The sequence below is a fragment of the Pseudoalteromonas sp. SIMBA_162 genome, assembly GCF_046535955.1.
Classification (GTDB): domain Bacteria; phylum Pseudomonadota; class Gammaproteobacteria; order Enterobacterales; family Alteromonadaceae; genus Pseudoalteromonas; species Pseudoalteromonas marina.
This window is the reverse complement of sequence record NZ_JAWJBQ010000009.1, coordinates 24,589-45,559: the sequence shown is the minus strand read 5'-3', so window position 1 is coordinate 45,559 and position 20,971 is coordinate 24,589. Positions and strand designations below refer to the sequence as shown.

General features: G+C 40.7%; 20 protein-coding genes. 8 read left to right on the top strand and 12 right to left on the bottom strand.

All coding sequences use genetic code 11. The features are described from left to right. Positions 1 to 10 precede the first annotated feature (10 nt). Complete coding sequence (gene dapD, locus R0J88_RS08665) at positions 11 to 838, top strand: 2,3,4,5-tetrahydropyridine-2,6-dicarboxylate N-succinyltransferase (RefSeq protein ID WP_058405714.1); 828 nt, start codon at positions 11 to 13, stop codon at positions 836 to 838. A gap of 123 nt (positions 839 to 961) precedes the next feature. Here the strand turns inward: dapD and R0J88_RS08660 are convergent, their stop codons facing one another. From R0J88_RS08660 to pspA, 9 genes are all read right to left on the bottom strand, one after another. Further along, positions 962 to 1,993 carry a DUF2804 domain-containing protein gene (locus tag R0J88_RS08660; RefSeq protein WP_410899677.1) on the bottom strand — a complete coding sequence of 344 codons (1,032 nt, stop codon included), beginning with the start codon at positions 1,991 to 1,993 and terminating at the stop codon, positions 962 to 964. A gap of 204 nt (positions 1,994 to 2,197) precedes the next feature. Continuing rightward, positions 2,198 to 2,542 carry a 4a-hydroxytetrahydrobiopterin dehydratase gene (locus R0J88_RS08655; protein ID WP_410899676.1) on the bottom strand — a complete coding sequence of 115 codons (345 nt, stop codon included), beginning with the start codon at positions 2,540 to 2,542 and terminating at the stop codon, positions 2,198 to 2,200. A 37-nt stretch (positions 2,543 to 2,579) separates the two neighbouring features. Further along, a complete protein-coding gene (phhA, locus tag R0J88_RS08650; RefSeq protein WP_008126648.1) occupies positions 2,580 to 3,377 on the bottom strand; it encodes a phenylalanine 4-monooxygenase in 798 nt (265 codons plus the stop codon). 237 nt (positions 3,378 to 3,614) lie between these two features. Continuing rightward, on the bottom strand, positions 3,615 to 4,796 hold the full coding sequence (gene megL / locus R0J88_RS08645; RefSeq protein ID WP_410899675.1) for a methionine gamma-lyase: 1,182 nt from the start codon (positions 4,794 to 4,796) through the stop codon (positions 3,615 to 3,617). A 140-nt stretch (positions 4,797 to 4,936) separates the two neighbouring features. Next, complete coding sequence (locus R0J88_RS08640) at positions 4,937 to 5,965, bottom strand: TIGR01620 family protein (protein WP_410899674.1); 1,029 nt, start codon at positions 5,963 to 5,965, stop codon at positions 4,937 to 4,939. Beyond that, the gene (locus R0J88_RS08635; RefSeq protein WP_058429498.1) at positions 5,962 to 7,386 is read right to left on the bottom strand and encodes a YcjX family protein; all 1,425 of its coding nucleotides are present in this window, start codon (positions 7,384 to 7,386) and stop codon (positions 5,962 to 5,964) included. The genes R0J88_RS08640 and R0J88_RS08635 overlap by 4 nt, the downstream gene beginning before the upstream one ends. Positions 7,387 to 7,441: 55 nt before the next feature. After that, positions 7,442 to 7,843: an envelope stress response membrane protein PspC gene (gene pspC / locus R0J88_RS08630; RefSeq protein ID WP_410899673.1), complete on the bottom strand. Its 402-nt coding sequence runs from the start codon at positions 7,841 to 7,843 to the stop codon at positions 7,442 to 7,444. Next, on the bottom strand, positions 7,840 to 8,073 hold the full coding sequence (gene pspB / locus R0J88_RS08625; RefSeq protein WP_006793647.1) for an envelope stress response membrane protein PspB: 234 nt from the start codon (positions 8,071 to 8,073) through the stop codon (positions 7,840 to 7,842). The genes pspC and pspB overlap by 4 nt, the downstream gene beginning before the upstream one ends. Before the next feature lie 66 nt (positions 8,074 to 8,139). After that, positions 8,140 to 8,799 carry a phage shock protein PspA gene (gene pspA, locus R0J88_RS08620; RefSeq protein WP_006793648.1) on the bottom strand — a complete coding sequence of 220 codons (660 nt, stop codon included), beginning with the start codon at positions 8,797 to 8,799 and terminating at the stop codon, positions 8,140 to 8,142. Between the two features lie 186 nt (positions 8,800 to 8,985). Between pspA and pspF the strand changes: the two genes are divergently transcribed. The 7 genes from pspF to R0J88_RS08585 all read left to right on the top strand — a co-directional run bounded on the left by pspF (position 8,986) and on the right by R0J88_RS08585 (position 15,897). After that, entirely contained in the window at positions 8,986 to 10,050 is a 1,065-nt protein-coding gene (gene pspF / locus R0J88_RS08615) for a phage shock protein operon transcriptional activator (RefSeq protein WP_410899672.1), read from the top strand. Between the two features lie 15 nt (positions 10,051 to 10,065). Beyond that, positions 10,066 to 11,673, top strand: coding sequence for an ABC transporter substrate-binding protein (locus R0J88_RS08610; RefSeq protein ID WP_410899671.1), 1,608 nt, complete (start codon positions 10,066 to 10,068; stop codon positions 11,671 to 11,673). Further along, positions 11,673 to 12,707: an ABC transporter permease gene (locus tag R0J88_RS08605; RefSeq protein WP_006793651.1), complete on the top strand. Its 1,035-nt coding sequence runs from the start codon at positions 11,673 to 11,675 to the stop codon at positions 12,705 to 12,707. Before R0J88_RS08610 ends, R0J88_RS08605 begins: the two co-directional genes overlap by 1 nt. Next, on the top strand, positions 12,694 to 13,587 hold the full coding sequence (locus R0J88_RS08600) for an ABC transporter permease subunit (protein WP_006793652.1): 894 nt from the start codon (positions 12,694 to 12,696) through the stop codon (positions 13,585 to 13,587). The genes R0J88_RS08605 and R0J88_RS08600 overlap by 14 nt, the downstream gene beginning before the upstream one ends. Then, the gene (locus R0J88_RS08595) at positions 13,588 to 14,580 is read left to right on the top strand and encodes an oligopeptide/dipeptide ABC transporter ATP-binding protein (protein WP_058429500.1); all 993 of its coding nucleotides are present in this window, start codon (positions 13,588 to 13,590) and stop codon (positions 14,578 to 14,580) included. Continuing rightward, positions 14,580 to 15,341, top strand: coding sequence for an ATP-binding cassette domain-containing protein (locus tag R0J88_RS08590; protein WP_410899670.1), 762 nt, complete (start codon positions 14,580 to 14,582; stop codon positions 15,339 to 15,341). The genes R0J88_RS08595 and R0J88_RS08590 overlap by 1 nt, the downstream gene beginning before the upstream one ends. A 73-nt stretch (positions 15,342 to 15,414) precedes the next feature. Beyond that, positions 15,415 to 15,897: a VOC family protein gene (locus tag R0J88_RS08585; RefSeq protein ID WP_410899669.1), complete on the top strand. Its 483-nt coding sequence runs from the start codon at positions 15,415 to 15,417 to the stop codon at positions 15,895 to 15,897. Between the two features lie 104 nt (positions 15,898 to 16,001). Here the strand turns inward: R0J88_RS08585 and R0J88_RS08580 are convergent, their stop codons facing one another. The 3 genes from R0J88_RS08580 to lon form a co-directional block, all read right to left on the bottom strand. Further along, entirely contained in the window at positions 16,002 to 17,903 is a 1,902-nt protein-coding gene (locus R0J88_RS08580) for a SurA N-terminal domain-containing protein (RefSeq protein ID WP_410899668.1), read from the bottom strand. A 171-nt stretch (positions 17,904 to 18,074) separates the two neighbouring features. After that, positions 18,075 to 18,365, bottom strand: a complete 291-nt coding sequence (locus tag R0J88_RS08575; RefSeq protein WP_157849304.1) for an HU family DNA-binding protein — start codon at positions 18,363 to 18,365, stop codon at positions 18,075 to 18,077. 192 nt (positions 18,366 to 18,557) lie between these two features. Further along, entirely contained in the window at positions 18,558 to 20,918 is a 2,361-nt protein-coding gene (gene lon / locus R0J88_RS08570) for an endopeptidase La (protein ID WP_410899667.1), read from the bottom strand. Positions 20,919 to 20,971 lie beyond the last annotated feature (53 nt).

The window sequence follows — 20,971 nt, the reverse complement described above, 5'->3', positions numbered from 1 at the left end:
GAGGACACACATGTCAGATTTAAAAACAATGATCGAAAACGCATGGGATAACCGCGACAGCATTAGCCCAAGCACTGTATCTAGCGATGTAAAACAAGCCATTATTGACGTGCTAGAACTACTTGATAGCGGTGCCGCGCGTGTTGCTGAAAAAATATCAGGCGAATGGGTTGTACACCAATGGCTTAAAAAAGCAGTTTTACTATCTTTTCGTATTCGCGACAACCAACCAATGAACGACGGCGTTAATCAGTTTTACGACAAAGTACCGCTTAAATTTAGCGACTACACGCCAGAGCAATTTCAACAAGGCGGCATGCGCGTAGTGCCTAACGCAGTAGCACGTAAAGGCAGCTTTGTAGGTAAAAACGTCGTACTTATGCCTTCGTACGTAAACATTGGCGCATACGTTGACGAGGGCACCATGGTTGATACATGGGCCACTGTTGGCTCATGTGCACAAATTGGTAAGAACGTACACTTATCTGGCGGCGTTGGCATAGGCGGCGTTTTAGAGCCACTACAAGCTAACCCAACCATCATTGAAGACAATTGTTTTATTGGCGCACGTTCTGAAATTGTTGAAGGTGTAGTAGTAGAAGAAGGCGCTGTTATTTCAATGGGCGTTTATATCAGCCAAAGCACTCGTATTTACGACCGTGAAACCGGCGAAATTCACTACGGCCGCGTACCTGCAGGCGCAGTAGTTGTACCAGGTGCACTACCATCAAAAGATGGCACACACAGCCTTTACGCTGCAATCATTGTCAAAAAAGTAGATCAGCAAACACGCGAAAAAGTAGGCATTAACGCCCTACTTCGCTCGATTGATGATTAAATAGAAAACAATGGCATTAGTATAAATTATTGATGAAAAATAAGGCTCTGAACCTTTTTAGATTTAGAGCCTTACATTCTTTTAAAGCGTTCGTTTATATACGTTAATTCCCAAAAGCTACATCTACCATTTTGAATAGTGATCTTCTGCTAAGCCCCACTGCCCGTTGAGTGTTATCACTTCATTAGGAAGCGTTATTTGACCGAAATAACGACCGATTTTTTGTGTGAAATTCGTGGCCACAATGAGTAAATTAGTTTTATCAAAACGTTGGCTTACAGGTTCAAAAGTAAGATTAATCAGGCCGTCGTTTGAGTGGAGTTCCCACTTGTCACAATCAATTTCGTTACCATAACGATTAAACTTAAAATCAACCATATCAATTTTGTATAGCTTTCCGTCAAGCCAAATAGCATTTTCAGTAAATCCTGTTTCAATTACACCTGCTGAAAGGTTTACTCCCAAGTAGCGCCCATCAGGTAATTTGCAGGCAAAGCTTGCCCAATTCCAAAATGTTTCACGACGCATATAGCCTGCACTCCAATCTACACAGGCCAATGCGTTCATATGGCTAAAATCGTAGCGGGTATTTTTTAATAGAAGCGTGCCAGAGCAATTTAGCGCGGCCGATTTTTGGGTGAAATGGAAACCAGTATAACCAGCTCGAGCACATACACTTAAAGGAAGGTAATTATCTGACTCGTTAATTATTGCATCAAGGATCAGCGTGGTACTTATTTTAACTGTTACCTTTCGTTCACCGGGTCTATCTGTGGTATTAACGTAAACGCTGTTATCACCCTTTTTAAAATAACTATTGCCAGAATTTGGCAGCGGCTCAATTAATGTGTTTTTAGAAAATAAATTTACAAAGCTGTGCTCGTCTAACTGCTCTGTTTTTAAATTGTAAACATAAACAAAACAGTTGCTGGCAATTTTTAAATCAACGATTGCAAGCCCAATAACTAATTCATCGCAAGTAATACTTATAAACTGAAACTGGTTAAACTTAAATCTTTTTGCAAGTTTACCGCATGGCTTATCCATTGCGTTTCTTAAATCAAAATCTAAGTAATTAATATGCTCAATCCCCTGTGGGAATAAACCAAAGTTAGCCTGTCCATCAGGGTTAATCAGCTGCAGTTTTTTTGGCATGTAACTTATCCTTTCATTTACAGCCTATATTATTCTCGGACACAAAATAATCAACCTAAGAAGATAATTACATGGTAAATATTCGTTTTGTTATCCATATGCTTTTGTCGTAACAATTTTAATAAAGGGTGATAGTTTACCAACACCAATAAAAAAGCACTTATAAAAATAAGTGCTTTTAGGTTTGCTCAATTAACTTTTTAATTACAGCGCGTTAAATACGTCGTCTGTTTTAGCTGCGCAAATAAAGTCGTTTTTGTGCAAGCCTTTAATTGAATGGCTCCACCACGTTACAGTTACTTTGCCCCACTCGGTTAATAAACCAGGATGGTGGCCTTCGTCTTCTGCCATGTCGCCTACTTTGTTAGTAAACGCGATAGCTTGTTTAAAGTTTTTAAATTTATAAACACGCTCTAGCTGCATAATGCCGTCGCGTACTTCTGGTACCCAGTCTGGTATTTTTGTAATAAGCTGTGCAAGCTCTGCGTCAGACACTTTTGGTGCATCTACGTGGCAAGCTTCGCATTTTTGTTCACTTAATGAAGACATTTTAAATCCTTACTTTAGCGTTTCTTTTAAATTAAAGTTAACTGGCTAATTTTTCTTTTGGTGGAAATTTTGGGTCATGCAAGCCAAGCTCTTTAGCTTGCTCAACCAAAGTCATAATATCCATTTGCGATATATCAAACAGATCATGAATCGAATTAATGGTGTAGTACTGCGGTTGCATAATATCAATGCGATAAGGCGTACGCAGTACATCAATTACGCTCATAGGCGTTATTTCTGGTGTATCTGAATACACATACTGCGTTTCACCCGGGCTTGATAAAATTCCGCCACCGTAAATACGCAGGCCGTTTTCGGTTTGCATTAAACCAAACTCAACGGTAAACCAGTACATGCGTGCTAGGTAAACACGATCTTTTTTTTGCGCTGCGTACCCTAATTGCCCGTATTTGTGTGTGAACTCGGCAAAATCAGGGTTTGTTAGCATAGCGCAGTGGCCAAATATTTCATGAAAAATATCTGGCTCTTGAAGATAGTCAAACTCTTCACGGCTTCGAATAAACGTGGCAACCGGAAACTGCTTATTTGCTAACAACCTAAAAAACTCATCAAAATCGATAAGTGCAGGCACAGGCGCTACTTGCCAACCGGTGGTGGCAAGAAGTACCTCGTTAAGCTCGCTTAGTTGCGGTATACGGTCGTGTGGAAGATTTATTTTTTTAAGTCCTTCCATATACTCATCGCAGGCCTTGCCCTCTATGCACGCAAGTTGGCGTGCTACAAGCTCAGACCAAATTTTATTTTCTTCATCACTCCAATGTATAACACCATTTTCGTCTGGTGTTTTGGATGTGTATTTACTTGCTTTAGCCATAAGTACCTTCTGGGTTGTGAGCCCTAAATCGGTGTCAGTGTGATACTCAAACCTATCGAATATCGGGTGACCCCATACTATGTAAAAGTGAAGAAAAGTTTAATAGACAAGCTAACATCTGTACTTGGCGCGATCACCTCATTCGTAAAGTTAAAATTACACGTGTGACACATTAAAATTACAGCCACGAATATAAAGGCCCTACACGAAGCTTCATGTGTAAACAAATAAATACAGCTAAAGGACTTGAGTAAACGCCTGGTCTAAATCACTAATAATGTCGTTAACATCTTCAAGCCCAACAGAGAGCCTGATCAACCCGTCACTGATACCAGCGGCGGCTCTCTCTTCTGGTGAGTAAGGAGAATGGGTCATAGACGCAGGATGCTGAATCAGTGTTTCGGCATCGCCTAGGCTTACAGCAAGTGTACAAAGCTTCATGCTATCAATAAATTGCGCACCTTGTTGTAAAGTGCCTTTTATTTCAAACGCAATCACGCCACCTGCAGCTTTCATTTGATTACCAATAAATTTATTTCCTGGGTGTGATTTAAGGCCGGGGTAATAAACAATATTAACTTTATGATGCGCCTCTAGGTATTCAGCCACTGTTTGTGCACTCTGACAGTGACGCTCCATGCGTATGGCTAAGGTTTTTAATCCGCGATTTATAAGCCATGCGTCGTGTGGGCTTATGGTTGCACCAATGTCTTTTAGTACGGTCATTTTTATCAAGGTAATATGCTCAAGCGATCCACACACAAGTCCTGCCACCACATCGCCATGGCCATTTATGTATTTGGTTGCACTGTGCATAATGATATCAATGCCATATTGTTTTGGTGATTGCAGCAATGGCGTTAAAAAAGTGTTGTCTACCACGCTAATTAAGCTGTGCTGTTTAGCAATAGCGCCAATAAGTGCTAAATCAATCACAGCCATTGTTGGGTTTATCGGTGTTTCTACAAATATCATTTTGGAATTAGGTTTAATGGCAGCCCGAAGCTCGTCCTCGTTGGTCATATCAACAAACGTAACTTCAATTCCCCAGCGCGGTAACATGTGTGCAAAAAACGCGAACGTACAACCATATAATGCACTTGATGCTACAAGATGGTCGCCCTGTGATAAAAAGCTCAATACCGATGCCGATACAGCGCCCATGCCTGTGGCCGTTGCCGCAGCGGCTTCGCAGCCCTCTAGCTGTGCTATCTTTTGTTCAAGTTCGGTGGTCGTTGGGTTACCTAAACGGGTGTAAATATAACCGGGTTCTTCACCTGCAAAACGTGCAGCACCTTGTGCTGCATTTTCAAAATGAAAGGTGGAGGTTTGATACAAAGGCGACGTAAGTGCGCCATGTGGGTCGTTTGCTTTTTGCGGGCCATGGATACATTGTGTATGAAGATGATGCTTGGTCATTATCTTTGTGCTCATTTTTATTATGTGTTGTTAGTAACATAGATAAAAACGTACCACAGTTTAAATCACAAGCATGCCGGATGCTCAGATGGCTATTTGTGCAAAGTTTACCCGTTTACCTGTACACAAATATTTCCATGTTATTGTGTGGGCTCTGTTTTTCCTCGTTTTAAAATTTTACCTGCAATGCTCTGAACGGTCCCTTTCAATAGGCTGCGCTTGTGTTCTAGTTTAGGTAATGGGCGACTTAACTCCATTGCTTTATAGCCAATTCGCGCTGTAAAAATCCCTGCACTCACACCTTGTGCGGCTCGTCCAGATAGCTTACCAAGCAATTCTGCGCTGAGCGCAGTGGCTGCTAAATCAGAGATAAGCTCTGCACTGCCTACAAACATCACTTGTTTTATAAGCATACGGTAAAGCTTAATCCGGCTTGCGTAACCAAAACCAATGCCATAAATTTTACCTATTTGCTCAATTAACTTAGTACCACGCCAAAGCACAGCCATCATATCCACCAGCGCAATGGGGCTCAGTGCAACTAATAAAGCTGACTCAGTTGCAAAACGGTTTATAAGCTTTTTTGCTTGTGTGTCTTGCGTTATTAGTAAGCTATTTGCGTAAAGGGTCATTATTTCTTTATCACTGTGATGCTGTGCAACTTGCTTTTTAAAGCTGTCAAAATTATTAAGCTTTTGGTGCTTGTTTAGTTTTTCAAGCCACGGCAATGCGCCGCCTACTTGCTCGCTATTTAAAAGTCTGTCGGCTTCGTGGCGGTGTAACTGATTGCGCTTAAGGCTGCGCAACATTCTATATTCGCGCCATAACATGCGCCCAATAAGAAGCACACCACTTACCACTGCGGTTAAATACACACCGCCTAAAACAACCGACTGTTGAAATGCAAACACTAATGAATAAGCAAATTCAAGTAACACCAGTACTAAAAAGCTTATGGTAAACACCCCTTTAAGCGTTTGCCATTTTGACTTTTTATATACCGGCTCTAGGTCTATTTCATCTTCAATAAACTCTTCATCAGGCTCTTCAATGTATTCACTTTGACCCTGGGTAATTATTTTTGCAGGAGCAAGCGTAGGCTCAACCTGCTCATCTGCTTGGGTATCAATTCGCCTACCTGCTTGAAAAGTTTGCTGTGTGTCGCTCATGATAATTTGTCTCCTAATAGATACTGCATCACATGATCAAGGCGAATATGTTTAAGTTGCTTGTCGGGGGTTGGCATAGGCGCAAACGACAAAAACTCAAATCCCTGCGCTGGCCACTCATTTTTATTAAGCATGCGGTTAGGTGGTTGTGGGGGTAAGTAGGTTAGCCAATCTTGCTCGTTAAGTGGCTTGCCATAAATACACTCTAGCGTTTGGCCTTTATCGGTAACTTGGCGCGGCTGCGTTGCAGTAATTGACGACATAGCCATGGTTTCTATTTGTACGCCATCAAATTTTAAATAGTTAGTTTGCTCATGCACTAGCGAATCAAGTAGAAGTGCTAAGTCTTTGTGGTGCTTGGCACTTATGTGGTCTGACTTATTGGCAGCAAAGAGTATTTTATCTATGTTGGGTTTAAATAAGCGCTTAAAAAATCCCGACTCGCCGTAATTAAAGTGAGCGAGTAATTGGTTGATTACGCTACTTTGCTCTTGGAGTGTTTCGTGGCCTTCGTTTAATGCGCTGAGTACATCTACCAACACTATTTGGCGGTCAAAATGTTTAAAGTGCTCGTTATAAAAAGGCTTAACCACTTCTTTTACATAGGCATTAAAGCGCTTAATGAGATGCTCTAAATTAGACCCCGCAATAATATCATCGCTATTAACCTGCTTAAAATTAACAGGGAAAAACAATAATAGCGGTGCGCCTTTTAAATCACCAGGCATAAGCATTCGCCCAGGTTGTAACATAGCTAGTTTAGTGTCTTTTTTGAGACCTACCAACATATGTTGATAAAGTTCAGCAATTTGCGCAAGTACACTCTCATCTACAGGTGCGTTTAAATCAAGCTGATCAAGCGCATTTAAAAATTCACTAGAGGTGTTCACACGCGGGTGCTGTAATAACAGCGGGTACTGCTGCTCGCACCACTGGCTATAACTTTGCTCAAGCATAGGTAAATCAAGTAGCCATTCACCAGGGTAGTCAATAATATCTAAATACAACGTAGATTGTGGCGAAAAATGCCCACGTAACCCTGAGGCACTTTGGTATTTAATAGCCAAACGCAAGGTGTTAATACGCTCGGTTGATGCAGGCCATGTAGGCATCCCATCACTTGGGAGTAAAGCATTGAGTGCTCGCGGATAGTCAAACGTAGGGACCTTTAACGCCTCTTGCGGTACAACTTTAGTGGCTATGTGGCGCTGCTCTCGCATTACATCAAAAAAAGGGAGGTTTTTATCGTTAGCTTGTGTAGTTAACTGCTTGACTAGAGCTGTAATAAAGGCTGTTTTACCGCTACCGCTTAGCCCAGTTACAGCCAATTTTACATGCTGATCTAAACTACGGTGAAGGGCTTTTTGGGCATTGCCTTTAATACTTTTAAAGGTCTTTTTAGCAAATGAAGTACGACTCATAATGGGCTAGCACTTCATTGATGCTTAATCACCGAACAAAGTGCTATTAAATCCTTTAAAGTTTGTTGATTTCACGGCTTACCGTAAACTCGCTTGAGGTAACATGGCGTTCCATATCCTGAAGGCGTGTATCTACTCGCGCTAAACGCTCTTTTAAATCTTGTAAAGCGCGGCGCGGTGGCTCACCCTTTTGCCATACTTTAAATTTTACCTCTAACGGATCGCCAGCTTTTGTTGAGCTGCTCGCATGTGCAGTCGTTGGCTCTTTTTTGTCTAATATAAACCACGCTGCAATGTACGCTACCACAAACAATGGGCCACCTGCTAGCAGTACCGCACTAACAAATATAATGCGAACTAACCATAACTCCATATTAAAGTAGTCACTTAATCCCGCACATACTCCGGCTATTTTACCGCGTTGTGGGTCTCTTAATAATTCGCGTTTGGCATTCATACTTTGCGTCTCCATTGTGGTGACTCTTGGTCTAGCAATGCTTCAAGTGTTTCGACTCTATCAGCCATACGCTCAGCTTTGTGTGCTAATTCTAATAACTGGCGATGTTCGTGTTCACTTAACCCTTGGCTTACTTGTTTTTTGCTACGGTAGTGTAAAATTAACCACAGTGGCGCAACAAAAATCATAAACAAGATAAATGGTGCAACTAGTATCTCTGGATCAAACATAACCCTCTCCTGACAATCCGTTCAAATATGTTAAGCAGTGGGGCACATTACATGCCCCTGCGTAAATTACTTATCAGCAAGCTTCTTTTTAAGCTCAGCTAGCTCATCATCAATTTTTTCATTTTTTTGTAAATCAGCAATTTCGTCTGCTAACGTTTGCTTACCTAAATCGTAAGACTCTATTTGAGATTCTAGTCCATCAATTTTAGTTTCGTAACGTTCAAAGCGATTAAGTGCATCTTCTACCTTCGAGCTATCAAGTGCTTTTTTCACTTCTAGGCGCGACTCAGCTGAACGCTGACGAAGAATTATTGCCTTTTGACGTGATTTAGCATCAGCTAACTTTTCTTGTAACGTGGTCACTTCTTGCTGAAGCTTCTCAATATGAGACTCTACATGCTCAAGTTCACCTTCAACAGCCGTCACTGCATCTGCCGACTTTTGCTTTTCGAGCAATGCTGAACGAGCTAAATCTTCGCGGTCTTTACTAAGTGCTAACTCAGCTTTTTCTTGCCAGTCACTTACTTGAACTTTAAGTGTATCTAGGCGGCGAACAATTTCTTTTTTCTCTGCCAGAGTTTTAGCTGACGTAGAGCGAACCTCTACTAGTGTATCTTCCATTTCTTGGATAATCAGACGCACCATTTTTTCTGGGTCTTCTGCTTTATCTAAAATGGCATTGATATTAGAATTAACAATATCTGCAAAACGTGAAAAAATTCCCATAACATTTACCTCTGTAATTAAAACTTAGTTAGTCTGCTTTAACTAGTATCAATATGCTTGCCAACTTTTTAAAAACTAAAATACACTGTATTTTCATTAAGTTAAACTAAATATACAAATTACTTTAGTTATTCATAATTATGAAATACACTAACAGTTAGTAAAAATGACTAAGACTTAGGGAATATGAGCCAATATCGCCAACAAGACAATTTACTGGGCCAATCAGACAGCTTTTTATCTGTGTTGGATCAAGTATCGCAACTAGCTAATCTAGATAAGCCGGTGCTTATTATTGGCGAACGAGGCACAGGTAAAGAGCTTATAGCTGCCCGCCTGCATTTTTTATCTAAACGTTGGGATCAAAACTACGTAAAACTAAATTGTGCTGCCTTGAACGAAAACCTGCTCGAAAGTGAATTGTTTGGTCATGAAAGCGGCGCATTTACAGGGGCCAGTAAACGTCACGAAGGCCGTTTTGAACGTGCTAACAGCGGTACACTATTTTTGGATGAATTGGCAAATACATCCGCCATGGTGCAAGAAAAACTCCTACGCGTTATAGAGTATGGTGAGTTTGAACGTGTTGGCGGCAAGCAAACTGTAAAAGTAGATACTCGCCTAGTATGCGCCACCAATGAAGACTTACCACACCTTGCTGAACAAGGTGAGTTTAGAAGTGATTTACTTGATAGATTAGCATTTGATGTAATAACGCTTCCCCCACTGCGTGAACGTCAAGACGATATTATGCTGCTTGCAGAGCAATTTGCGATGAACATGGCACGCGATTTAGAGTGGGAGCTATTCAGCGGGTTCACTCGAAGCGCTACAGAAACGCTTTTATCGTATAACTGGCCTGGTAATATTCGTGAGCTTAAAAATGTGGTTGAACGTAGCTTATATCGCCACGGAAGTGAACATATTCCCGTTCACCAGATTATTTTAGACCCATTCGAAAGTCCATTTAGACCTAAAGCGCGTATTAAAGCACCAATAACCACTCAACATGTTAGTGCTGAGCCTGTTTCTGTTGCAGCGCCTGTAAACGTTTCTGAGCAAAAAATTGAAGCCAATATTCAATTTCCTTGTAGCTTAAAAGAACGCTCAAATGAATTTGAAATAAATATGATTAACAAAGCGCTTGAGCATAGCCAATTTAATCAAAAGAAAACTGCAGAAGTCCTTGGTTTAACGTATCATCAATTACGTGGGTATCTAAAAAAATACAATTTGTTGGATCAACAATAGTTAGAGGTTATGCGTGTGCATAAATTTTTACTTGCTTTACTAGCAGGCACTTTAGTTGGCTGCTTAGATAGTGAAGAACGCGTTATTGAAGAAAAAAACCAAGGCTTGGTCTATTGCGCCGAGGCAAACCCTGTGTCGTTTAACCCACAAGTGACAACCACAGGCTCAACTATTGATATTATTGCCAATCAGCTTTATGACCGCTTAATAAGTATTGATCCGGTTACTGCTGAGTTTCAGAGCGAACTCGCAACAGATTGGAAAGTAAGTAAAGATGGTAAATCGGTCACCTTTACTCTTCGAAAAGACGTACCATTTCATACCACCGCGTACTTTACACCTAGCCGGACTTTTAACGCCGATGACGTAATTTTTACCTTTAGCCGCTTATTTGATGTGTACAACCCTTATCATTTTGTGGGTGATGCCAGTTACCCTTATTTTCAAAGTGTAGGCGTTGATCAGCTTATTCGTAAAATTGTTCGCGTGTCTGACCACCAAGTTAGATTTGAATTATTTAATGCTGAAAGTAGTTTTTTAGCTAACATGGCCACTGACTTTGCGGTTGTTTTATCGGCCGAGTATGCAATGAAACGTAAAGCTGCAGAGCAAGAAGAATTTTTTGATCAATACCCTGTAGGCACTGGTCCCTATATTTATCGTGAATATCGACGTGATAATTTAGTCCGCTTTTACCGTAACCCCGATTATTGGAAACACGACGTTGCCCTTGAACAACTCGTTTACGACATTACCCCTAATGGCACAGCGCGCATTGCAAAGCTGTTAACTAAAGAGTGCGACTTAGCCGCTCATCCTAGTAGTGCTCAGTTGAGTATTTTAGCCCAGCGTGAAGATATTAATATTGAAAAAGAAACCAACCTCAATGTTGGCTACTGGGCCTTTAATACAGAGCGCCCACCTTTTGACGACATTCGAGTTCGCAAGGCGCTTGCACATGCCATTGATACAGATAAAATAATGCAAGCGGTATATTACGGTAATGGAACACGTGCCGAATCGATGTTACCACCAACCTCATGGGCTTTTAACGCTCAAACAAGTATGCCATCATTTGACCCTGACCTTGCTAAAAAGCTACTCGCTGAAGCCGGCTTTTCTGATGGGTTTGATATGAATATTTGGGCCATGCCAGTGAGTCGTATTTATAACCCCAATGCACGTAAAATGGCTGAATTAATGCAAAGTGACTTACGCAAAGTGGGTGTTAACGTAAGTATTGTAGAATACGAGTGGAATACGTTTATTCAGCGAATTGGTGAACATAGACACGATAGCGTACTCCTCGGCTGGGCAGCAGATACGCCAGACCCCGATAACTTCTTTAGCCCGTTATTGAGCTGCTCAGCAACATTTAGTGGCAAAAACCCGGCCAATTGGTGCAACCCTAAATTTGATCTATTACTGGCGCAAGCACTCGATACGACAGACTTAAATATGCGAAAAAAATACTACGCAGATGTGCAGTCGCTTATCATGGCTGAATTGCCCTTGTTGCCCATTGCTCATGGGTTACGCTTTCAAGCAAGCAGTGCCGATGTAGACGGCATAGAACTTGGCCCATTTGGGGCTATTTCGTTAGCCAATGCGAGGAAAAAATAATGATTCTCGATTATATTTTACGCCGCCTTGGTTTATTACTTTTTATGCTGCTCATGCTCAGTATTTTTACGTTTTCGTTGGCGTACTTATTCCCTGGTGATCCATTAAGTAACTTAAGTGGTGTTCCGAGTAATAATTTTTCTCAAAATACGCAACTAGAAGATAAATACTTTTACAACAGTAATTATTTTATGCAATACCTCGCCTTCTTAGGCCGAGTTTTTCAGGGGGATTGGGGACTATCGTTTGCTTCTGGCGACAATGTTTTTTCACATATTCTTGATTTATTACCAGCGACATTAGAGCTTAGTGTGTATGCACTTATTGTGTCTATATTTGTTGGCGTGCCTGCAGGTATTTTAGGCTCAGCTTATTACAATCGCTGGCCAGATAAGCTTATTAATTCAACCACCATTGTGGGCTATTCTATGCCTGTATTCTGGTTAGCTTTATTACTAATTATGATTTTTTCGCTCAAATTGGGGTGGTTTCCTATGTCGGGTAGAATGGGGCTTCTTTATGAAATTCCAGCGGCCAGCGGGTTTATGCTCATTGATATCATGCTTGCCGGCTTTCCGTATAAAGGAATGGCATTTGTAGATGCATTACACCACTTAACATTGCCCACAATCGTGCTTGCCACATACCCAACCACCGTGCTTGTAAGATTTACCCGCGAATCAATGTTGAAAATAATGGATCAAAATTTTATTAAAACAGCACGCGCGAAGGGGTTAAACCGACGTCAATTAATCATGCATCATGCACTGCGCAATGCACTTTTACCGGTAATTAAAAAAATTGGTTTGCAATTCAGTACACTGATAACGCTTGCTATGATCACCGAAGTTATTTTTTCGTGGCCTGGTATTGGCCGCTGGTTGATAGACAGTATTTACCAGCGCGACTTTCCTGCAATTCAGGGAGGCCTAATGGCTGTATCTTTATTTGTTATTTTAGCCACTATAACAACCGAACTTCTTTATAGTTTATTCGACCCACTCTCACGGAACCAAGCCCATGGCAAAGTTTAAGGTATTTTCTGAAGAGTCGAATAAATCGCCACTGGCGCGATTTTGGCGAAAATTTAAAAACAATCACCCTGCTCTTGTTGGTTTATGGGTGTTTTTGGCATTTGCCTTACTCGCTGCCAGCGCACCATTTTTAGCGCCTTATGGGGTAAACCAGCAGCACAGTGATGCGCTACTTATTCCACCCTCGTGGCGAGAAATGGGCGATGTGCGTTTTATTTTAGGCACTGATGATTTAGGACGTGATGTGTTGTCGCGTTTAATGAACGGCGCAACCTATACATTTGGTTTATCGGTCGTCGCTGCATTATTGACTACCATAATTGGTGTATTAGTCGGCACATTTGCTGGTATTAGTCGAGGTATGCGTTCAAGCTTTTTAAACCATTTACTTGATATCACCCTTTCAATACCGTCTTTATTATTGGCTATTATCATTATTGCAGTATTAGGCCCGGGCTTGATGAATACAGTATGGGCAATTATTTTAGCCTTACTACCGCAGTTTATTCACTCTATTAGAAACCTAATAGTAGAAGAGTTAAGCAAAGATTACATTACGGCGTTTAAACTCGACGGCGCTTCAAATTGGCATATTATCTCTCGCGGTATTTTTCCTAATATTTATGAACACATAGTGGTTATTTTTACTATGGCACTTTCTACGGCCATACTAGATATTTCTGCGTTGGGTTTTTTAAAGTTAGGCGCACAACCCCCAACCACTGAATGGGGCGCCATATTGGCAGAAAACCTTGGCCTAATTTATTTAGCACCTTGGACGGTTGCCTTACCAGGCGTATTATTATTTTTAGCGGTATTATCGACCAATTTAGTAGGCGATGGACTTAGACAAGTGCTAAAAGAGCGCAAGGCCGATTAAATGCAATTATTAGATGTTAGAAATTTAACCATTGAACTGCGTACTTCAGAAACAGTTATAAGAGCAGTTGATAGGGTCAGCTTTAGCTTAAAAGAAGGCGAAGTGCATGCGCTAGTAGGTGAGTCAGGCTCAGGTAAAAGCCTAATAGCAAAAGCAATTGTAGGTGTATTGAACGAACGCTGGAATATAACCGCTGATAGAATTCACTGGCGTGGTGTTGACCTAATGCGCCTAACTCCGGAGCAACGCAGACAAACGGTTAGCAAAGATATTGCAATGATCTATCAAGATCCTAGCCGTTGCCTTGACCCTACAGCGAAGATTTTTAATCAAATTGCTGAAACCTTACCTGAAGTCGCTCGCAAGGGATTCTTTTTAAAACGAAATCGCGAGCGAAAAGACCGCGTTAAAGCACTTATCCATAAAGTTGGTATTAAAAACCATGAAGCGGTACTAGATAGCTACCCTCATGAGCTCTCAGAAGGTGTGTGCCAAAAGGTAATGATTGCAATGGCAATCGCCCGAACACCTAAGCTATTAATTGCTGATGAGCCGACTACAGCACTTGAGAGTACTACCCGTGCGCAAGTGTTTAGGTTATTAAAAAGCCTTAATCAACTTAAGAATATGTCTATTTTAATGATTTCACACGAGCTTGAAGAGATTGCTGATTGGTCTCATGGGATTCATGTTTTATATTGCGGGCAAATGGTTGAAGCAGGTCCAACACATAAAATATTTAAGCAACCTCGCCATCCATACACCCAAGCACTTTTGAAAAGCTTGCCAGATTACGAGCAAGGCTTAGCTCATAAAGAACCGTTTTATGCCCTTAAAGGTACTATTCCTACTTTACAACATTTACCAATTGGTTGCCGACTTGGGCCACGTTGCCCACAAGCACAAAAAGAATGTGTAGTTACACCAGCTCTCACTAAACACAGTGGGCACAGCTACGCTTGTCACTTTCCGCTTATAAAGGAGGTGAAGTAATGCAGCCTACTCTCAAAGTACAAGCGCTATCGAAAACATTTGATGTGCGAGCGGGTTTGTTTAAACGCAAAAAGTTTGAAGTGCTAAAAAACATTTCTTTTTGTATTGGTAAAGGTGAAACCATTGCCGTAATTGGTGAAACAGGCTCGGGGAAAAGTACATTAGCTAAGTTACTTGCCGGTGCCGATAACGCAAACTCTGGGCAAATATTACTTGAAGGCAATGTAATAGAAGATAACGGTATTCGTGATAACCAATGTCGTCACATTAGAATGATTTTTCAAGACTCAGGGGCGTCGTTAAACCCAGGTTTAACTATTGGCGACATGCTTAATGATTGCTTGCAATATAATACGGACTTTGATGAAGAAGAACGCTCAGAAAAAATAAATACAACACTCTCTAAAGTTGGATTGCTAGTCGATCACCAGCATTACTATCCACATATGTTCAGTGTTGGCCAATTGCAGCGTGTGGCTTTTGCCAGAGCGCTTATTTTAGATCCTAAAGTGATGGTGCTCGATGAAGCTGTATCGTCATTAGACCCATCTATACGTGCCCAAATAGTAAATTTATTACTTAAGTTACAACGTGAAACAGGTTTAACTTATGTCATGATCACCCATCACCTTAGTTTAGTACGCCATATTAGTGATCAAGTAATTGTGCTTGATAAAGGCGAAGTGGTTGAATATGGTTTAACAGAAAGTGTATTTAATAATCCTCAATCAAAAATAACGCAGCGGCTATTAAGCTGTTAATACAGTTTTTTGTTATGTAAGTGCATTTTAGAGGGTCTTGTTATTAACTTTTACTTTTTAACAAGGCCACTCCATGATCAAACACACACTACTTAGTATTACTCCTCTACTGATTTTATCTGCCTCTGCTATTGCCGATACCCCTAACAAAGCAAAAAACTGGGTTGGTGGAATCGATCATTTAGGTTTAACTGTTTCAGATTTAGATTCATCTAAAGTGTTTTTTACTGATGTACTTGGTTTTAAAGTGGTGGGAAATGATGCGACTTATCCTGCATACTTTTTATCTAATAAAAAAACAACCATTACATTGTGGCGAATTAAGAATAATGAAAAACATGTAAAGTTTAATCGAGCAGACAATGTGGGCCTACACCATTTAGCACTCAGTGTTGAGAGCATTGAAAAATTAAGCAAGCTGCATAAGCACTTAAAAATGCAAAATAATATTACTATAGAATTTGCACCAGAGAATTTGGGTAAAGGCCCTGCGCAGCACATGATGATAAGAGAGCCTAGCGGTAACCGTATTGAATTTATTGCGAGGCCTATCTAGCGCCCTAAAATGATGAGTATTGTTACGCAGTGGTATAAACACACTCGAATTTAAAACAATAAAAAAGGCGCTCAGAGGCGCCTTTTTTTATAACCAAAATTAACTTATTCAGCAGCTTGCTCAACTACAGGTAAATTAAGCTCAGCTTTAGCTTTAAGCGACTCTATGAAAACCATATAGTTTTTGTTCGCTTGTGCCATTGTAATACTTTGTTTGGCCTGTGGGTCAATGTCAGCCGTCACGGCAGCATCTGTTACTGAGTTAAGTGCAACAATCGCTGCATCACCGTTATTTAAGTCAACAACATCTACCACTGCAGTATCTGCTGGGTGAGCCATTTTAAATGCCTGAGTAACAATCGCTGGCGATACAGCAAAGCTTTGACGATTTAGTTGTGACTCTTGACGAAGCGTTAAGCCTTGCTCAGTTGCAATATCATTCAAACTTTTACCTGCTTGAATTTCAGCAAACAAACTACGTGCTTTATCTTTGGCAAGCTCAGAGGTCTTGTCATTTACCAAGCGTGTTTTAATCTGTTCACTTACATCACTTAATGGTTTAGTTGACGCTGGCTGATGCTCGTTAATACGCACAATAACAATGTGCTCATCGCCCAACTCAATAACCTCAGAGTTAACTTTGTCTTCAAGTAAGTCAACAGATGTGAGTGCAGTAATGACAGCCGGTGTATTTAACGGCTCAGGTAAAGCGTTCAACGCTAAAAGAGGGGTTGACTGAACTTCTAGTTCAGCAACTTCTGCTGCATCATCTAAACGATCTGAAATTTCAAACGCGATTGCACCCATTTCGGTTTGCTTATCGTAAAATGCATCAATTTTTTCAGCACGCTCTAATTCAGCACGTAAGTCCGCTTTTACATCATCAAATGGTTTAACTTGTTGTGGCTGAATATCAGTCAGTTTAATGATGTGATAACCGAACTCTGACGCAACCACTTCTGAAAAATCACCTTTCGCTTCAAGTGAAAATGCTGCATCTTCAAATGCAGGATCCATTACATCGCGTTCAATCCAATCAAGGTCACCGCCCATCTCTGCGCTAACGATATCATCAGATGAAGACTCTGCGAGTTCAGCAAAGTCTGCACCTTGTTGAAGCTCAGCATAAAGCGCATCAACTTTAGCTTTAGCTGAATCATCGTCTTCACTATTATCTATTAATATGTGTGACACACGGCGTTTTTCAGGCTCAACATATTGCGCCTTATTTTGCTCATAAGACGCTTTCACATCTTCTTCAGTCACTGAACCAACAACAATATTTTCAGCTTTCAATTCGACATAGTTCACCGAGATAAGTTCTGGTGATAAAAACTGCGATGCATTTAGGTCATAGTAATCTGAAACCTCTTGCTCTGATACTTCAACATTATCTGCAAGTGACTCTTTATTAATTACTAAGTAATCAATGCTACGAGTTTGTTGTTGAAGAGCAATAGCACTTTTAAGCTCGCTTTCAAGCGCAAAGTCTGTGCCTGCAACTGCTGATACTAACTGACTGCGTGTCATGTCTTCGCGAAGGTATTCACGAAAAGTATCTGGTTGGAAGTTCATTTGACGAATTACTTGTAAATAACGATCGTTATTAAATTTATCGCCAAGTTGGAAGTAAGGCAATTCTAAAATTGTTTTACGAACTGTATCATCGCTCACGCGAAGGCCTAATTCTGCCGCTAACTGTGATTGCAATTCTTGTTGTACTAAGCGGTCAATTACACCTTGACGAATTTGTGCCATATAATTTGGATCTGCAGCAATTTGTGTAAAGTACTCACCAAATTGTTGCTCTAAACGATTACGTTCGTTTTGGTACGCGCGGTTAAATTCCGTTTGGCTAATTTTAACTCCGTTTACTTCAGCAACAGGTTGTTCCGTGGTTTGACCTAGGTAACTACCGATCCCTGCTAAAGCAAAAGATAAAATCACCGCGCCTAAAATTATTTTGGCTACAGGTCCTTGCGAACCTTCTCTGATTTTCTCAAGCATTTGTTTATCTCTTTTTGATCAAGGCTCAATACCTTGTCACATGTAAAAAAAGCGTATCTTACCAGATACGCTTTTTCACTTGAAGTAACTAGCGGTAAAGTTACTCAATTCAAATGTTAGGCTGATTAAGTAACTTTACTTTCGCCATAACTAATCTGTTTAAACTATTGATTAATTTACTGCGTCTTTAAGCGCTTTACCGGCTTTGAAAGCTGGAATGTTTGCAGCAGCGATTTGAATAGTTTCACCAGTTTGTGGGTTACGGCCAGCTCGTGCAGCACGTTCACGTACTGAGAAAGTACCAAAACCAACAAGTGCAACTGAGTCGCCATCTTTAAGCGCGCCAGATACAGATTCGATGAATGAATCAAGTGCACGACCTGCAGCCGCTTTAGAAATGTCAGCATCAGCTGCGATTTGATCGATTAATTGAGATTTATTCACAATATCATCCTCTTTCATTGTTATTATCAAGAGCGATGGTTTTTTAAACTAACATCACTTTTTTGAAAATTTTAGAGCAAACTTGTAATGCTCACATGATTATATTTTTCTTGAGCCTAGGCCACATAAGGCCTAGGCTTGAAAACCAGTGCTTAACTTATCATACCGTTTAGATTTGAAAAGCCCTAAAAAGCACTTTTTTTACGTTTTTTACTGCTTTTTCTCTGTTTCGACTGAAAAACTCTCAACAGGATGTACCAAAGCAAGTTTTAACACCTCATCAATCCATGTCACTGGGTGAATATCAAGACCTGCCAGTACGTTATCTGGGATCTCTTTTAAGTCACGTTCGTTAATTTTTGGAATAATAACGGTTTTTATTCCACCACGGTGCGCAGCTAGTAACTTCTCTTTTAAGCCACCAATAGGCAGAACTTCACCACGAAGCGTTATTTCGCCAGTCATAGCAACATCAGCTTTAACTGGGTTACCTGTTAAGCTCGACACCAGACCAGTCACCATGGCTGCACCAGCACTTGGGCCATCTTTTGGTGTTGCACCTTCAGGAACGTGAACATGAATGTCACGCTTTTCATAAAAATCACTGTTAATCCGAAAAGTATCAGCACGATTACGCACAACGGTCATTGCTGCTTGAATCGACTCTTGCATTACATCGCCAAGTGAACCGGTGTAGGTCAATTTACCTTTTCCTGGCACGGCTGCACATTCGATTGTCAGTAAATCACCACCAACCTCAGTCCATGCTAGACCTGTAACTTGACCAATACGATCACCATCTTCTGCTTTACCATAGTCAAAACGTTGAACGCCTAAGTACTCTTCTAAATTATCTTGATTAATAGCCACCGTTTTAGTGTCTTTTTCAATCAGAATATTTTTAACAGCTTTGCGGCACAACTTAGAAATTTCTCGCTCTAGATTACGTACACCCGCTTCACGTGTGTAATAGCGAATAATGCCGATAATTGCACTATCGTCTATTTCAATCTCGTTGTCTTTTAAGCCATTACGCTTTACTTGCTTAGTGATCAGGTGCTCTTTTGCGATATTAAGCTTTTCGTCTTCTGTGTATCCTGACAAACGAATAACTTCCATACGGTCTAAAAGAGGGCCAGGGATGTTAAAGCTATTCGAAGTAGCGACAAACATAACATCCGATAAATCAAAATCTACTTCAAGATAATGATCAGCAAAATGGCTGTTTTGCTCAGGATCCAGTACTTCTAACAATGCTGAAGCTGGGTCGCCGCGCATATCTGAAGACATTTTGTCGATTTCATCTAACAAAAATAGTGGGTTTTTAACCCCTACTTTTGTCATGTTTTGAATTAGCTTACCAGGCATAGAACCAATATACGTTCTACGATGGCCTCGGATTTCGGCTTCATCACGAACACCGCCTAACGCCATACGAATATACTTACGGCCAGTAGAACGAGCAATCGACTGACCAAGTGATGTTTTACCCACACCTGGAGGTCCTACAAGGCACAAAATTGGTCCTTTAAGCTTGTTAGTACGCTGTTGTACCGCTAGATACTCTAAAATACGTTCTTTTACTTTATCAAGGCCATGATGCTCACTGTCTAATATTTTTTGTGCACCAGCTAAATCTTTTTTAACTTTTGAACGTTTTTTCCATGGCACGTTAATTAATGTATCGATGTAAGAACGCACAACCGTTGCCTCAGCGGACATTGGCGACATCATCTTAAGTTTATTAAGTTCTGTCGTGGCTTTTTCTTGTGCTTCTGATGACATGCCCGACTCTTCAATACGCTTTTTGAGCGCTTCAAACTCATCAGGAACATCATCAAGTTCACCAAGCTCTTTTTGAATAGCTTTCATTTGCTCGTTGAGGTAATACTCGCGCTGAGATTTTTCCATCTGCTTTTTAACGCGGGTACGGATCTTCTTCTCAACCTGCAATAAGTCGATCTCACCTTCCATTAGGGCCATTAGGTATTCTAAACGCTCTGTTACGCTTGAAATTTCTAGCACTTTTTGTTTTTCAGGTACTTTTAAAGGCATATGCGCAGCCATTGTGTCTGCAAGTCGCGCTGGTTCATCAATACCTGATACCGAAGTGAGCACTTCTGGTGGAATTTTTTTATTGAGCTTTACATAGCCTTCAAATTGGCTAATTGCGCTTCGAATAAATACATCTTGCTCTTGTTCATCAATTAAATCTGATTCAATAAATTGAGCATCGGCAACAAAATACTCGTCGTTATCAACGAAGTCTTTGATTTCAGCGCGCTGTGTGCCTTCTACCAATACTTTTACTGTCCCGTCAGGGAGTTTTAATAATTGAAGTACAGTTGCAATAGTACCAATGCGATAAATATCATCTTGCTCTGGTTCGTCTACAGTTGCATCTTTTTGTGCAACCAAGAAAATTTGTTTGTCTTTATCCATTGCCGCTTCAAGGCATTTTATTGATTTTTCACGGCCTACAAAAAGCGGGATCACCATGTGTGGGTACACCACAACATCGCGCAGTGCTAGCACTGGGATTTCGACTTGGTCGGTTCTCTCAAGCGTCATTATATTTCTCTTCGCACTTCATTTATTTAAAAGATTACTCAAGTATATGGGGA